Raw genomic sequence first — 14067 nt, 5'->3', positions numbered from 1 at the left:
GAGGTGAGGGATGGTGGAGCAACAGCAGAAAAACGTCACGAAACCTGAGTTGTACGAACGGTTGATGAACCGTCTGGGCATGGCCCTGGATGCTGCAAAAACCGCTGACCGGCTGCGCGATGAGCGCCCCCTGGAACTGGAATTGCGTGGCTTGAGCCCCGCCGAGTTCAAACTGGTCAAGGCCTATCTGGATCGTAGTGAACGTGAAACGCATGGATGCTTGTCGCAAGCAGTGAAGCAGCTCGATGCAGCACATTCGGCCAAGGTCATCTGGCTCAAGGACAAGGCGCCCCGCAAAGACACCGTCAAGGTGCGGGCTTTGCAGGCCAAGTAAGCGCATGGCAGGTCAAGAAACGGATCTTTTTCAACAGGATCCCACCCTATCGGTTGTCGCGTTGTATTAACCCACTTAGGCTTCGGGCATCTTTGGAGATGCCCGATGCCTTTTCGTTATTTCATCAAACAACTTCTATTGCCGCCCGGCATTCTTTTACTGCTGTTGCTGCTTGCCTGGTGGCTGCGACGCTCGCGGCCGCGACTGGCTGGACTGTGTTTTGCAATCGGTTTGGGCGGGTTCTGGCTGATGAGCCTGCCGGTGGTGGTGCAGTGGGGCGCAAAAGCGCTGGAGCGCGAGCCGCCGCTGGCCCGTGAAGAGTGGGCGCTGCTGGCACAAAAGGCCGATGCCATTGTGGTGCTGGGGTCCGGGCGCGAGCGGGGTGATCTGGCCTGGGGCGAGGATCAGCCGACCGGCGTGGGGCTTGAGCGTCAGCGCTACGCGGCGCGGTTGGCCAAGGCCTCAGGATTGCCGATTCTGACCAGTGGCGGCCTGCATTATGGTACGCCGCCGACCGAAGCGAAGTTGATGGCGGATTCGTTGCTGGATGATTTCGGCGTGACCGTGCGTTGGCAGGAAGGCGAAAGCCGCACCACATGGGAAAACGCGAAGTTCAGCGCCGACATGCTGTTGCCTCAGGGGATCAAGCGTGTGGTCGTGGTGACGCAGGCTTGGCACATGCCCCGAGCGGTGTGGTGTTTCGAGCAGGCAGGATTCGAAGTGGTGCCCGCGCCGGTCGGATTTTTAGGCACCGATAACGCAAGACCGTTTGGTGGCTGGCTGCCGGAGTTCAAGTCGATCTGGCAGAGCGGGCAGTTGCTGAATGAAGCGGTGGGGCAGGTGGGGTATTCGTTGTTCTACCGCGGTGATTGATCGTTCCCACGGAATGCATCCCGTGGCGCTCTGCGCCACATTCGAAGCGGAACGCGGAGCGTCCCCGGCGGCGTTCCCACGCGGAGCGTGGGAACGATCATTGTCGGGCGGCTTTAAAGGGTTTTCGACATCCGGCTCGCCATCAGCGCCCAGCCAAACAGCAGCAAGCACACAATGATCAGCGGCCACGAACGCCATTGCAGATACGGCGTCAGGTTATGCATCGGCACCACTTCGCCGTACAAAATACCCTGCTCGAATTGCGGAATCTGTTCGGTGATCTGCCCGAACGGATTGATCAGTCCGGTCACGCCGTTGTTGGTGGCGCGGATCATCCAGCGTCCGGCCTCGAGTGCGCGCATCTGTGCCATTTGCAAATGTTGCAGCGGACCGATCGAGGTGCCGAACCAGGTGTCGTTACTGATCGTCAGCAACAGATCGCTGCGCGCCGACAGGCTGGCGGCGAACTCCGGGTACACCACTTCGTAACAGATGAACGGTGCAATCTGATAACCCTTGGCTTGCAACAGCGCCTGATCGGCCGGGCCACGGGCAAAGTCGGACATCGGCAGGTCGAAGAACGCGATCAGCCCGCGCAAGATGTCCTGCAACGGCACATATTCGCCGAACGGCACCAATTTTTGTTTCAGATAAGTACCATCGCCTTCGCCCACGACAGTGATGCCGTTGAAGAAGCGTTTTTCGTGACGCACCGTTTCGCGAATCGGCACGCCAGTGATCAGCGCCGATTTACGCTCGGCGGCGAAGTTGCCCATCATGCTCAGGTAGCCCTCGGCGGACTCCTTGAGCACCGGCACCGCAGTTTCCGGCCAGATCAGCAGGTCCACCGGTTTCGAGCGGAAGCTCAGGTCGCGGTACAGCGCCAGTTGCGCGTTGAGCTGCGCCGGGTCCCACTTCATGCTTTGTTCGACATTGCCCTGGATCGCCGCGACCGTTAATGGTGCGCCGGACGGGCTGGTCCAAGCGTGGTTCTTGAGGGCAATGCCTGCCACCCACGGCCCGGCCAGCAACAATAGACCAACGGCAACAAACGCTTTGCGGCCGGTTTGCAGCAGGCGTGGCGTGTTGTAGATCAGTGCAGCGGTCAGTGCCAGAACGAACGACACCAGCCACATGCCGCCGACTGGTGCGAGGCCGGACAGCGGGCCGTCGAGCTGACTGTAACCGGAATATAGCCACGGGAAACCGGTGAGAAACCAGCCGCGAAACGCTTCCTGGCCGACCCACAAAGCAGCAAACGCCAAAGCGTCGGCCAGTGGCGCCTCGTTGCGACGCAACCAGCGTGCCCAGAGCCAGGCGGGCAGGGCGAAGAAAAATGCAATCGCTGCGGTAAACAGCAGCATCAGAAACCCGGCCAGCAGCACCGAAGCGCCGCCGAAGTGGTGGATGCTGTAGTAGATCCAGCTGGTCCCGGCGCCAAACAGGCCGAAACCGAAGCACCAGCCACGGCCCAGCGCCTGGCGCGGGCTCAGCTCGCGCAAACCGGCATAGAACAAACCGACCGCCAGCAAAGCCAGCGGCCAGATATCGAACGGTGCCAGAGCGAAGGTGGTGATTGCACCGGCCGCCACGGCCAGCAGGTTACCGGGCCAGCCGGGGCGGGTTGTCCAGCGCAGGGGGTATGTCATCAGCTATTTCCTGTATCGCGCCGGGTCTGCTGTTACGCAGGGCAAGGCGCGAGGAGTGAAGTTTGGTTTTTCAAATGAACGACGAGTAACGCAGCCCTGCGTAACAGCAGGCCCGGCCCTCCGGGTTACGCCTGAAAGCGGGCCATGCTGCGTTGCAGTCCTTGGAAAGGGAATGCCATTCCCTGCGGACTACGCCTTGCCTGGCCCGCTTTCAGGCGCAACGCGATGCAGGAAATAGCTGATGACATACCCCAATCCTTAGAATTAACGAGCGATTGGCGTCAGTCGCAGCAAGTGAATCCGACGGCTGTCGGCGTTCAGGATGCGGAAACGATAGGCGCCGATTTCAGTGATTTCATTGCGTTTTGGCAAGTGCCCGAACGCACTCATCACCAGGCCGCCGACGGTGTCGAACTCATCGTCGGAAAACTCGCTGTCGAAGAACTCGTTGAAGTTCTCGATCGGCGTCAGGGCCTTGATCAGGAAGTCACCACTTGGCAGCGGCTTGATGTAGCTGTCTTCTTCGACGTCGTGCTCGTCTTCGATGTCGCCGACGATCTGTTCGAGCACGTCTTCGATGGTCACCAGACCGGCCACGCCGCCGTATTCGTCGATGACGATGGCCATGTGGTTGTGGTTGGCGCGGAATTCACGCAGCAACACGTTCAGACGCTTGGACTCCGGCACGAAAGTGGCCGGGCGCAGCAGGTCCTTGATGTTGAAGCTGTCGCCGTTCTCCTTGAGGATCAGCGGCAGCAGATCCTTGGCCAGCAGCACGCCCATCACGTCATCGTGGCTTTCGCCGATGACCGGGTAGCGCGAGTGGGCCGAATCGACCACAGCGGGGAGGAATTCACGGGGAGTCTGGGTCGCCTTGATGCTGATCATCTGCGAACGCGGCACCATGATGTCGCGTACTTGCAGGTCAGCCACCTGAATGGCGCCTTCGACGATGGCCAGCGCTTCGCTGTCCAGCAGTTTGTTCTGATGTGCATCGCGCAGCAGCTCAAGCAGCTCCTGACGGTTCTTCGGCTCGTGGGCAAAAGCCTGGGTCAATTTACCCAGCCATGACTTCTGCCCGTTGCTCGATCGATCTTCGCTCATAGCGATTACTCTGAATCCTTTGTTGTAACGATAGGGGATGGTTCGGGTTCGTCGTCCGCGTACGGATCGGGATACCCAAGTTCAGCAAGCAACTCGCGTTCCAGTGCTTCCATTTCTTCGGCTTCCTCGTCATCTATATGGTCGTAACCAAGCAGATGCAAGCAGCCGTGAATGACCAGATGTGCCCAGTGGGCCTTTAGTTCCTTGCCTTGTTCGGCGGCTTCGCGCTCGACCACCGCCACGCAGATCACCAGATCGCCCAGCAGCGGGATATCGAGAAACTCGTCGGGTACTTCGGCCGGGAACGACAGGACGTTGGTCGCGTAATCCTTGTGACGCCAGGTGTGATTGAGTTCGCGGCCTTCTTCCTCGTCGACCAGACGAATGGTCATTTCCGAGTCGGCGGTGCGTTGGCGCAGGGCCAGTTCGCACCATTGGCGGAAGTCGGCTTCACTCGGGGCGCTCGCTTCGGTAGCGATTTGCAGGTCTAGCTCAAGCATTTCGCGAAGTGTCCTTGGGCGCATCGTCACGGTTCTCGAAACGCTCGTAGGCTTCGACAATGCGCTGCACCAGCGGGTGACGCACTACGTCTTTGGGCTGGAAGTGCGTGAAGCTGATGCCCGGCACGTCCTTGAGCACTTCGATCACATGGTGCAGACCCGATTTGGTGCCTTTGGGCAGGTCGACCTGGGTGATGTCACCGGTGATGACCGCCGTAGAGCCAAAGCCGATCCGGGTCAGGAACATCTTCATTTGTTCGACGGTGGTGTTCTGACTTTCGTCGAGAATGATGAAACTGTTGTTCAGCGTGCGACCGCGCATGTAGGCCAGCGGCGCAACTTCGATCACCTGACGTTCGATCAGCTTGGCCACGTATTCGAAGCCGAGCATTTCATAGAGTGCGTCGTAGAGCGGGCGCAGGTACGGGTCGATTTTCTGCGACAGGTCGCCGGGCAGGAAGCCGAGCTTTTCACCCGCTTCAACCGCCGGACGCACCAGCAGGATGCGGCGGATCTGCTCGCGCTCCAGTGCATCGACAGCGCAAGCCACGGCCAGATAGGTCTTGCCGGTACCGGCCGGGCCGATGCCGAAGTTGATATCGTTGCCGAGGATTTCCTTCACGTAGCGCAATTGATTCAAGCCGCGTGGGCGAATCATGCCTTTCTTGGTACGCAGGGCGACGGAAGCTTCGGCGGGGGCGTGGTTGTCCAGCTCGACCACGGCCGATTCCTGCAGGAACAGGTGAACCGTATCTGGCGACAGCTCTGAACCTTTGGTTTCCCGGTACAGGCGACGAATCAGATTTTCCGCAGACGTGGTGTGCTTGGGGTCGCCGATCAGCTCGAACTGGTTTCCGCGGTTGCGGATCTCGATGGTCAGGCGCTGTTCGATCAAGCGCAAATGCTCGTCGAATTGCCCGCACAGATTGGCGAAGCGGCGAGCCTCAAAGGGCTCGAGGATAAAACGATGTGGTTCTATGGGTGCGTTCAAGGTCGTATTTAGCCGCCCTGGGGCAATTGAGATGAAATCAAGGATAACGCCAGAGGCTTGGGTGCGAAAGCTCTTAAATGGATGAGTACATTCTGAAGAACAATGCTGTCCACTGTGGGAGCTGGCTTGCCAGCGATAGCGGTGCAGCAGGCGACATATTTGTCGGGGCTGATGGCCTTATCGCTGGCAAGCCAGCTCCCACAGGTTTCTCTGTGCTTCTGATATTTGTTACTGGACCAGCGAGCCGCGCAGCGAGTGCGGTTGCGCCGCGTCGATGTGCACGTCGGCGAACTGGCCGATCAGGGTTGGATTGTCGCAGCGGAAGTTGACGATTCGATTATTCTCGGTGCGCCCTTGCAACTCGCCCGGGTCTTTCTTCGAGTAATCGGTCACCAGAATGCGCTGGATCGAACCGACCATTTGTCGGCTGATCTCGAAACCTTGCTGATTCAAGCGATGTTGCAGCGCGTTGAGGCGTTCTTTCTTCAGTTCTTCCGGGGTGTCGTCCGCCAGATCGGCAGCCGGGGTGCCCGGGCGCTGGCTGTAAACGAACGAGTAGGAAAAGTCGAAACCGACGTCGGCAATCAGCTTCATGGTCTGTTCGAAATCTTTCTCGGTCTCGCCGGGGAAACCGACGATGAAGTCCGAACTGATGCAGATGCCCGGCACCGCCGCGCGCAGTTTGCGTAACTTGGATTTGTACTCCAGCGCGGTGTGGTTGCGCTTCATCGCCGCCAGAATCCGGTCTGAACCCGACTGCACCGGCAAGTGCAGGTGCTTCACCAGTTCCGGCACGTCGGCGTGGGCCTGGATGAGGCTGTCGGAGAACTCCAGCGGGTGCGACGTGGTGTAGCGGATGCGGTCGATGCCATCGATGGCGGCGACCACGCGGATCAGCTCGGCGAGATCGGCCAGGCGCCCGTCATGGGTGGTACCACGGTAGCCGTTGACGTTCTGCCCGAGCAGGGTCACTTCACGCACGCCGTTTTCGGCGAGGTGAATGATCTCGGCGATCACGTCGTCGAACGGCCGGCTGACTTCTTCGCCACGGGTGTAAGGCACCACGCAGAACGTACAGTACTTGCTGCAGCCTTCCATCACCGACACGTAGGCGCTCGGGCCGTCGATACGAGGCTCGGGCAAATGGTCGAATTTTTCGATTTCCGGGAACGATACGTCGACTTGCGGCAGTTTGGTGCTGCGCGCAGCGTCGATCATTTCCGGCAGGCGGTGCAGGGTCTGCGGGCCGAATACCACATCGACGTACGGAGCGCGGTCGCGGATGGCCGCGCCTTCCTGGCTGGCCACGCAACCGCCGACGGCAATCACCATTTCAGGATTGGCCAGTTTCAGTTCGCGCCAGCGGCCGAGCTGCGAGTACACCCGATCCTGGGCGCGCTCGCGGATCGAGCAAGTGTTGAGCAGAATCACGTCGGCGTCTTCCGCGCGAGCGGTGACTTCCAGGGCCTGATGTTCACCCAGCAGATCGACCATGCGCGAGCTGTCGTACTCGTTCATCTGGCAACCGTGGGTTTCGATGTAAAGCTTCTTGGCCATGGATTAGGGTCATCACGTGATTCAAAGAACCGCGCATTATAGGGAACAAGCCCGCAGGTTCCTACCGCTGTGCGTCCGGTGGCTATGCTATAGTTTGCGCCCTCATTTTTATCCCCGATGTTATCCCCCGCCATGACCAAACGCGAAGCTCCAATCTATAAGGTGATTTTCCTCAACCAGGGCCAGGTGTTCGAAATGTACGCCAAGCAGATCTATCAAAGTGATCTGTGGGGTTTTCTGGAAGTGGAAGAATTCGTCTTTGGCGAGCGCACGCAAGTGGTCGTCGATCCGAGCGAAGAAAAGCTCAAGGCGCAGTTTGAAGGCGTGGTGCGCAGCTTTGTACCGATGCATTCGATTGTGCGTATCGACGAGGTGGAACGTCTGGGTACCCCGAAAATCAGCGAAGCCCGCGGCGCGGTCGGCAACGTTATGCCGTTTCCGGTGCCGATGCCTGAGAAGTAAAACCTGAATTGAGTGAGGGGCTCTTGTGGCGAGGGGATTTATCCCCGATGGGCTGCACAGCGGCCCCAAAACCTGCAACTTTGATCTTCTTGAATTACCGCGCTGAATGGATTTGCGACTGCTGCGCAGCCGATCGGGGATAAATCCCCTGGCCACAATGAGCAATCACCACAGAACTCATTCCGCTTACATTCAGGGAAGAGGCGAAAACGGCGTACGCCCATCGGCGCTCTGCAATTCCATCAGGTATTTACGGAAAATTTGCCCAAGCACCTGGGTAGCGGTTTCGAGGTCTTCGCGGGACATTTTTTCGGAGACTTCGTCGGCGGTGTCCAGCGCATCTTCGGCGCCGTTGACCGCGGCCATCTTCAGCACGATGTACGCCTGAATATTGTTGGCCTGCACGCCTTCGCCGTGGAAGAACATGGTGCCGAGCTTGAATTGCGCCTGAGCGTGGCCTTGCAGCGAGGCTTTTTCGAAATAGCTCAGGGCTTGATTGAGGTCGCGCGGCGCATTTTTGCCGTCGTAGTAGAACTCACCCAACTCGTATTGCGCTTGCGCATCCCCTTCGTCCGCCGCTTTCTGGCAGGCGGCCAGTGCCTGCGTGACGTCTTGCGGCTGAGTATTGAGGGTGCAACGACCCATCGCCGGGATCAACAACGAGTTGCCGCCTGCTTGTGCATGCGCGAGCAGGGGCTGAAGGAGCAACAGGCAGCCCAAGGCAAGGGTGCGGCCGGTGCGGTTCATGGGAATCGACTTACCTCTGAAGGGCACGCGGACCCGTCGAGGGATCCAATAAGCGCGCATTATGAAATAAGCAGGGCCAACCTTACAAAGTCTTTACTCGTTTTTCTGCTGCGCGGGGAATATATCGCCCACTTTATGGGGGATTTTTAGCAGGGGCATCGGAAAACGGCTGTCGATGTAGGTGAAAGCTGACGCTGGCAATGGCCAACGTCAGCGTTGCAGCGATTACTTCAGGGCAGCGAAGGCGCGCTCGGCCGCATCCAGCGTGATTTTCAACTCGGTATCGCCGTGAGCGATCGAGGTGAAACCGGCTTCGAATGCACTTGGCGCCAGGTACACGCCGCCTTCCAGCATCAGGTGGAAGAAACGCCCGAACAGCGCGGCGTCGCTGGCCATCACGTCTTCAAAAGTGACGATATCGTCGGCACCGCTGAAGTACAGACCGAACATACCGCCCGCCTGAGTGGTCACGAACGGGATACCCGCAGCATCAGCACGTTGTTGCAGGCCGTCGAGCAGGCGTGTGGTGTAGTCGGTCAGTTCGTCGTGGAAACCCGGACGGCTGATAAGGCGCAGAGTGGTCAAACCGGCTGCCATGGCCAACGGGTTACCGGACAGGGTGCCGGCTTGATAAACCGGGCCCAGCGGTGCGATGCGCTCCATGATTTCGCGTTTGCCGCCGAAGCAGCCGACCGGCATGCCGCCGCCGATGATCTTGCCGAAGGTGGTCAGGTCAGGATTCACGCCGTAGTAAGCCTGGGCGCCGCCGAGGGCGACGCGGAAACCGGTCATCACTTCGTCGAAAATCAACACCACGCCGTGCTTGTCGCACAGCGAGCGCAGGCCTTCGAGGAAGCCCGGCGCCGGCGGCACGCAGTTCATGTTGCCGGCCACTGGCTCGACGATGATGCACGCCACATCCTGGCCAACTTCCGCGAGCATTTTTTCAACGGCGTCGATGTCGTTGAACGGCAGGGTCAGGGTGTGCTTGGCGAATGCCGCCGGCACGCCGGCCGAACTTGGCACGCCTTGGGTCAGTGCGCCGGAGCCGGCCTTGACCAGCAGGCTGTCGGAATGACCGTGGTAGCAGCCTTCGAACTTGATGATGCTGTCGCGGCCGGTGTAGCCACGGGCCAGGCGGATCGCGCTCATGGTCGCTTCGGTACCGGAGCTGACCATGCGCACCATGTCCATCGACGGCACCAGCGAGCAGACCAGATCGGCCATCTCGGTTTCCATCGCGGTCGGCGCGCCGTAGGACAAACCGTGTTGCAGCTGATTGCGCACGGCGTCCAGCACGTCCGGGTGGCTGTGGCCGAGGATCATCGGGCCCCACGAGCCAACGTAATCGACATAACGCTTGTCGTCTTCGTCAGTGACGTAGGCGCCTTCGGCGTGTTTGAAGAACAGCGGCGTGCCGCCAACGCTCTTGAACGCGCGGACCGGCGAGTTCACGCCACCGGGAATGTGTTTCTGGGCATTGGCAAACAGGGTTTCGGAACGAGACATGATCGGGCTCTCAAATCAGACTTTCAGTAATTCGTTGAATGCGCGGGCGCGGCGGGTCACTTCGGCGGTGCTTTCAGCGCCGAACAGGCCATGGACGACGGCCAGCAGATCAACGCCGTGCGCGACTAATGGCGCTGCGTTGTCGAGGGTGATGCCGCCGATCGCGCAGATCGGCAGGTGCAGCGAGCGCTTGGCTTCGTCGAGCAGATCGAGGCTGCAGGTCGGCGCGCCGGGCTTGGTGTTGGAATTGAAGAAGCGGCCGAAAGCGACGTAACTCGCACCTTCTTTGGCCGCTTGTTCGGCCAGCGCGATTTGCGCGTGACAGGTCGAACCGATAATTGCTTTCGAACCGAGGAGGGCGCGGGTCGGCGACAGCGGGCCGTCAGTCTGGCCCAGATGCACGCCGACGTTGAGGCGTGCGGCCAGCTCAGCGTCATCGTTGATGATCAACTGGGTCTTGTAGCGCTCGCACAGATCGCGCAACGCTTCAGCCTCACGCAAACGCCGGGCCTCATCGCTGCTCTTGTCGCGGTATTGCAGCAGGGTGACGCCGCCTTCCAGCGCCGCCTCCACATAAGACAGAAACTTGCCGGCCAGCAATTGGCTGTCGGTAATGGCATACAGGCCACGTAGCTTCATCGGGCAGACCTCACGGCGTTACGAGCAGAAATCCAGCGGCAGGCGACGCGGTACGAACTGGCCTTTGCCCAGTTGTTCGGCATCGCGCAAGGTGCGCCAGGTGTAATCCAGCGCACTGCGGACGGCGCTGGCGAGATTCTCACCTTGTGCCAGACGACCAGCCAAAGCGCTGGCCAACGTGCAGCCGGAACCGTGGTAGCTGCCCGGCAAACGCTGGCAATAGAAGGTTTCACGCAAGCCATCGCGGCTGTACAGACGGTTGTGGATTTCAGTTTCGTCGCCGTGGCCGCCAGTGATCAGCAGATTTTTGACGAACGGCAGGAGTTTTTCAGCGCACTCGTCTGCGGTGCCTTCGGGCAGTTCGGCGAGGATGCGGGCTTCGGGAAGGTTAGGGGTGGCAATGATCGACAGTGGCAGCAGACGCTCGCGCATCGCATAACCGACTTCGTCCTTGCCCAGGCGTCCGCCGCCGCCGGCGCGCAGCACCGGGTCACAGACCACCGGCAGGTGCGGGTGCGCCGAGAGCAGTTCGACAACGGTGTCGACCATTTCCAGGGAACCGAGCATGCCCAGTTTGACCGCCGCGACTTCGGAGTCGTTGAGCACGGCATTGGCCTGGGCCAACACCCACTCACGGTCGAGGACGCGAAAGTCAGTGACGTTGACGGTGTCTTGCACGGTCAGGGCGGTGACGGCCGGAGCCGCATGACAACCCTGCGCGAGCAGGGCTTCGATATCTGCCTGCAAGCCGGCGCCACCACTGGGGTCGTGGCCGGAGAGACAGAGGACAACGGGGCGGGAGCTGTAGATATTCATGGTGCGCGAGCTTACCACCAAAGCTGATTTTCGGGTTCAGTCCTGAAAGCGTTTGGCTAGAGATTGTCTGACACATTGCGGCCATTAGTCGGGTAGCAATTGTGGCGAGGGCATTTATCCCCGATGCGCTGCGAAGCAGTCGCAAATCCATTCCAGGAAGCGTGTCTGAAAGAATCTGGTTGCATGGTTTGGGGCCGCTTTGCGACCCATCGGGGATAAATCCCCTCACCACAAAGGTATTCACAACATCCGCCGTTGTAGTGAGTTGACCAACTCAACAGCTCTAGCCCGCTGCTTTGCTCTGAAACGCCCGTTCTAGAGCCTTTGTAGGAAAAATTTCGATGGTGCTCAATGGCCATCAACGGCTATGCTAGTCTGGATCCAAACCAATAACAGGTAATACCGGTTTTACGTCTACTCAAAGGGAATGGGGGGCTTCCTGACACAACCGGACGAGCCACGCTGGGGCTTCAATGCGCTATTTGCTGATGTTGTTGTTCTGCTTGCCCCTCATGGCGAGCGCCGTCGAATTCGACGAATTCACCCAGAGCCTCCCTCTGGGCCGGTCGCTGCAAGTGTTCGAAGACCCGAGCGGTCAGGCGAGCATTGCCGATGTCCGTGCGCAGGCTGCTGCCGGCAATTTCAAAGCCCACGATAAAGCCACGCTCAATGCCGGGTACTCGCGTTCGGCGTTCTGGCTGAAAATCGACCTGCATTACCGCCCGAGCAACCCGGCCGCCCAGCGCAGCTGGCTGCTGGAACTGGCTTATCCACCGCTCGATCACCTCGATCTGTATCTGCCCGATGCCAATGGCGACTATCGTCTGATTCGGCAAACCGGTGACGCCTTGCCGTTCGCCAGTCGCGAGATCAGCCAGAACAATTACCTGTTCGACCTGGCCTTCGAACCCGATCAAAAACAGACCGTCTACCTGCGACTGGCAAGTGAAGGCTCGATCCAGGCGCCGGTAACGTTGTGGTCCAGCATCGCCTATCTCGAAGACCAGCCGGTGCGCCTGTACGTGCTGGGCATCATTTATGGTGTGCTGCTGGGGATGCTGGTCTACAACCTCTTCATCTATCTGAGTGTGCGCGACACCAGTTACCTCTATTACATCTTCTATATCGCCTCGTTCGGCCTCTATCAATTGTCGGTAAACGGTGCGGCGGTCGAGTATTTCTGGCCGAACAACCCCTGGTGGGCCAACGCCGCAACGCCATTCTTCATCGGTTGCGCCGGCCTGTTCGGCAGCCAGTTCGCCCGCAGCTTTTTGCAGACCAAGACCCACAGCCCCTGGCTCGACCGTTTACTGATCGGCCTGATTGCATTTGGCGCTCTGGTCATTGGCCTGTCGCTGATGACCAGTTACGCCCTGGCCCTGCGCCTGGCGACGACATTGGCGTTGGCCTTCACCGTGGTGATCTTCGCCGCCGGGATTCTCGCCTGGTGGCGCGGCCTGCGCGTGGCGCGCTATTTCATCATCGCCTGGTCGGCGTTCCTGCTCGGTGGTGTGATCAATACGCTGATGGTGCTCGGGTTGCTGCCGAACGTGTTCCTGACCATGTACGCCAGCCAGATCGGCTCGGCCATCGAAGTGGCGCTGCTGTCGCTGGCACTGGCCGACCGCATTAACGCCATGCGCGAACAGCAGGCGCAGACGCTGTACGACGCCGGGCAGAAACTTGAAGTGCTCAACCAGCAACTGGCCCACAGCAACAAGCTCAAGGACGAATTCCTCGCGACCCTGACCCACGAACTGCGTACGCCGATGAACGGTGTGATCGGTTCGCTGGAACTGATGCAGACCGTCGAACTGGATCCCGAGCTTGAGCAATATCAACAGACCGCCGCAGGTTCCGCTCGCGACATGATGCGCATGGTCAACGGCATCCTCACCCTCACCGAATTGCAGGCTGGCAAGCTCAAGGCATCGCCGGGCAGTTTCAGTTTGCGCGGTGTGGTCGAAGCCTTGCGCGTGCAGTTCGATGGCAACGCCAGCAGCAAGTCGCTGGACTTCAAGGTCGACGTGTTGCCGACCCTCCCGGACCGTTTGCACGGCGACAGCGCGAAACTCGCGCAATGCCTGGAGTGCCTGCTCGACAACGCGATCAAATTCACCCGCGTCGGTGGTCTGGCGCTGCGAGTGACGGGCAAGCCGTCGACGGATAATCGTCTGGCGCTGTCGTTTGCGGTGATCGACACCGGCATTGGTTTTACCGATCTCGGCGAGGCAACCATGTACCAGCGTTTCTTCCAGCTCGACGGTTCGATGACTCGCGAGTACGGCGGCCTGGGTGTCGGTCTGGCGATCTGCCGACAATTGGTCGAACTGCTTGGCGGCAAACTGACTCACCGCTCCGAGCCGGGGCGTGGCAGTCGCTTCCAGCTGGACGTCGAGTTCGACCTGCCGGTGGTCGAACCCGCACCAATACCCGCGCCTTCGCGTGATTGCCTGCGCGCCCCGCAGGACTGCACGGTGTTGCTGGTGGATGACAGCAGCGTCAACCAACTGGTGATGCGCGGCATGTTGCTCAAGCTCGGTTTCCGCGTGCGCACCGCTGACAACGGCGCGGCGGCGCTCGATTGCCTGCAACGCGAAATCGTTGATGCGGTACTGATCGATTGTCAGTTGCCGGCCCCCGACGGCGCGTCGTTGTGCTGCCAGATTCACGCTTTGCCGGGCTGCGCTCACCTCCCGGTGTTCATGCTCGCACTGGGCGCGGATCGCGAAGTCTGCGCCACAGGCACGGTGATCGATTACCTGAACAAACCGGTGAAATTCGAGGATTTGCAGTCCGCGCTGGAGCGGCGGGTTTTGTGCGGTTGATAGGGTAAAAGCGCCGCAAATTCGGCGGATATGACACTTTGTTCAGTGTGAGGGCGGT

13 protein-coding genes are annotated in these 14067 nt (G+C 59.9%); 4 read left to right on the top strand and 9 right to left on the bottom strand.

Annotated features, from left to right (window positions below; genetic code table 11):
* Positions 1-10 precede the first annotated feature (10 nt).
* Positions 11-334 carry a hypothetical protein gene (locus AC3WMT_RS09130; protein ID WP_103303676.1) on the top strand — a complete coding sequence of 108 codons (324 nt, stop codon included), beginning with the start codon at positions 11-13 and terminating at the stop codon, positions 332-334.
* 105 nt (positions 335-439) lie between these two features.
* A complete protein-coding gene (locus AC3WMT_RS09125; protein ID WP_103303675.1) occupies positions 440-1207 on the top strand; it encodes a YdcF family protein in 768 nt (255 codons plus the stop codon).
* A gap of 113 nt (positions 1208-1320) precedes the next feature.
* Here the strand turns inward: AC3WMT_RS09125 and lnt are convergent, their stop codons facing one another.
* From lnt to miaB, 5 genes are all read right to left on the bottom strand, one after another.
* Positions 1321-2844: an apolipoprotein N-acyltransferase gene (gene lnt / locus AC3WMT_RS09120; protein WP_103303775.1), complete on the bottom strand. Its 1524-nt coding sequence runs from the start codon at positions 2842-2844 to the stop codon at positions 1321-1323.
* A 276-nt stretch (positions 2845-3120) separates the two neighbouring features.
* Positions 3121-3960 (bottom strand): CorC family transporter, encoded by an 840-nt coding sequence (locus AC3WMT_RS09115; RefSeq protein ID WP_007909641.1) that lies wholly within the window; start codon positions 3958-3960, stop codon positions 3121-3123.
* 5 nt (positions 3961-3965) lie between these two features.
* Entirely contained in the window at positions 3966-4460 is a 495-nt protein-coding gene (gene ybeY, locus AC3WMT_RS09110) for an rRNA maturation RNase YbeY (RefSeq protein WP_103303674.1), read from the bottom strand.
* Complete coding sequence (locus tag AC3WMT_RS09105) at positions 4453-5451, bottom strand: PhoH family protein (protein ID WP_042704951.1); 999 nt, start codon at positions 5449-5451, stop codon at positions 4453-4455. Before AC3WMT_RS09105 ends, ybeY begins: the two co-directional genes overlap by 8 nt.
* 228 nt (positions 5452-5679) lie before the next feature.
* Positions 5680-7008: a tRNA (N6-isopentenyl adenosine(37)-C2)-methylthiotransferase MiaB gene (miaB, locus tag AC3WMT_RS09100; protein WP_103303673.1), complete on the bottom strand. Its 1329-nt coding sequence runs from the start codon at positions 7006-7008 to the stop codon at positions 5680-5682.
* A 132-nt stretch (positions 7009-7140) separates the two neighbouring features.
* Here miaB and AC3WMT_RS09095 point away from each other — a divergent pair, with 132 nt between their 5' ends.
* A complete protein-coding gene (locus AC3WMT_RS09095; protein ID WP_077045543.1) occupies positions 7141-7470 on the top strand; it encodes a DUF1820 family protein in 330 nt (109 codons plus the stop codon).
* A gap of 192 nt (positions 7471-7662) precedes the next feature.
* Here the strand turns inward: AC3WMT_RS09095 and AC3WMT_RS09090 are convergent, their stop codons facing one another.
* The 4 genes from AC3WMT_RS09090 to AC3WMT_RS09075 all read right to left on the bottom strand — a co-directional run bounded on the left by AC3WMT_RS09090 (position 7663) and on the right by AC3WMT_RS09075 (position 11181).
* Positions 7663-8217 carry a tetratricopeptide repeat protein gene (locus AC3WMT_RS09090; RefSeq protein WP_003228518.1) on the bottom strand — a complete coding sequence of 185 codons (555 nt, stop codon included), beginning with the start codon at positions 8215-8217 and terminating at the stop codon, positions 7663-7665.
* A 225-nt stretch (positions 8218-8442) separates the two neighbouring features.
* The gene (gene hemL, locus AC3WMT_RS09085) at positions 8443-9726 is read right to left on the bottom strand and encodes a glutamate-1-semialdehyde 2,1-aminomutase (protein WP_103303672.1); all 1284 of its coding nucleotides are present in this window, start codon (positions 9724-9726) and stop codon (positions 8443-8445) included.
* Positions 9727-9741: 15 nt separating this feature from the next.
* The gene (thiE, locus tag AC3WMT_RS09080) at positions 9742-10365 is read right to left on the bottom strand and encodes a thiamine phosphate synthase (protein ID WP_103303671.1); all 624 of its coding nucleotides are present in this window, start codon (positions 10363-10365) and stop codon (positions 9742-9744) included.
* 18 nt (positions 10366-10383) lie between these two features.
* Positions 10384-11181, bottom strand: a complete 798-nt coding sequence (locus AC3WMT_RS09075; RefSeq protein ID WP_047303578.1) for a hydroxymethylpyrimidine/phosphomethylpyrimidine kinase — start codon at positions 11179-11181, stop codon at positions 10384-10386.
* Between the two features lie 473 nt (positions 11182-11654).
* Between AC3WMT_RS09075 and AC3WMT_RS09070 the strand changes: the two genes are divergently transcribed.
* A complete protein-coding gene (locus AC3WMT_RS09070; RefSeq protein ID WP_103303670.1) occupies positions 11655-14009 on the top strand; it encodes a hybrid sensor histidine kinase/response regulator in 2355 nt (784 codons plus the stop codon).
* The last annotated feature ends 58 nt before the right edge of the window (positions 14010-14067 follow it).

It is taken from the genome of Pseudomonas sp. FW305-7 (assembly GCF_058786735.1).
The sequence above is the reverse complement of the archived record's forward strand: the minus strand, read 5'-3'. Positions and strand labels throughout refer to the sequence as shown.

What these genes read in the sequence shown, in the direction of transcription:
- AC3WMT_RS09130 (WP_103303676.1), top strand. Translation starts at nt 11, where the DNA reads ATGGTGGAGCAACAGCAGAAAAACGTCACGAAACCTGAGTTGTACGAA.
- AC3WMT_RS09070 (WP_103303670.1), top strand. Translation starts at nt 11,655, where the DNA reads ATGCGCTATTTGCTGATGTTGTTGTTCTGCTTGCCCCTCATGGCGAGC.
- AC3WMT_RS09125 (WP_103303675.1), top strand. Translation starts at nt 440, where the DNA reads ATGCCTTTTCGTTATTTCATCAAACAACTTCTATTGCCGCCCGGCATT.
- AC3WMT_RS09095 (WP_077045543.1), top strand. Translation starts at nt 7,141, where the DNA reads ATGACCAAACGCGAAGCTCCAATCTATAAGGTGATTTTCCTCAACCAG.
- thiE (WP_103303671.1), bottom strand. Translation starts at nt 10,365, where the DNA reads ATGAAGCTACGTGGCCTGTATGCCATTACCGACAGCCAATTGCTGGCC.
- AC3WMT_RS09090 (WP_003228518.1), bottom strand. Translation starts at nt 8,217, where the DNA reads ATGAACCGCACCGGCCGCACCCTTGCCTTGGGCTGCCTGTTGCTCCTT.
- miaB (WP_103303673.1), bottom strand. Translation starts at nt 7,008, where the DNA reads ATGGCCAAGAAGCTTTACATCGAAACCCACGGTTGCCAGATGAACGAG.
- hemL (WP_103303672.1), bottom strand. Translation starts at nt 9,726, where the DNA reads ATGTCTCGTTCCGAAACCCTGTTTGCCAATGCCCAGAAACACATTCCC.
- AC3WMT_RS09075 (WP_047303578.1), bottom strand. Translation starts at nt 11,181, where the DNA reads ATGAATATCTACAGCTCCCGCCCCGTTGTCCTCTGTCTCTCCGGCCAC.
- ybeY (WP_103303674.1), bottom strand. Translation starts at nt 4,460, where the DNA reads ATGCTTGAGCTAGACCTGCAAATCGCTACCGAAGCGAGCGCCCCGAGT.
- AC3WMT_RS09115 (WP_007909641.1), bottom strand. Translation starts at nt 3,960, where the DNA reads ATGAGCGAAGATCGATCGAGCAACGGGCAGAAGTCATGGCTGGGTAAA.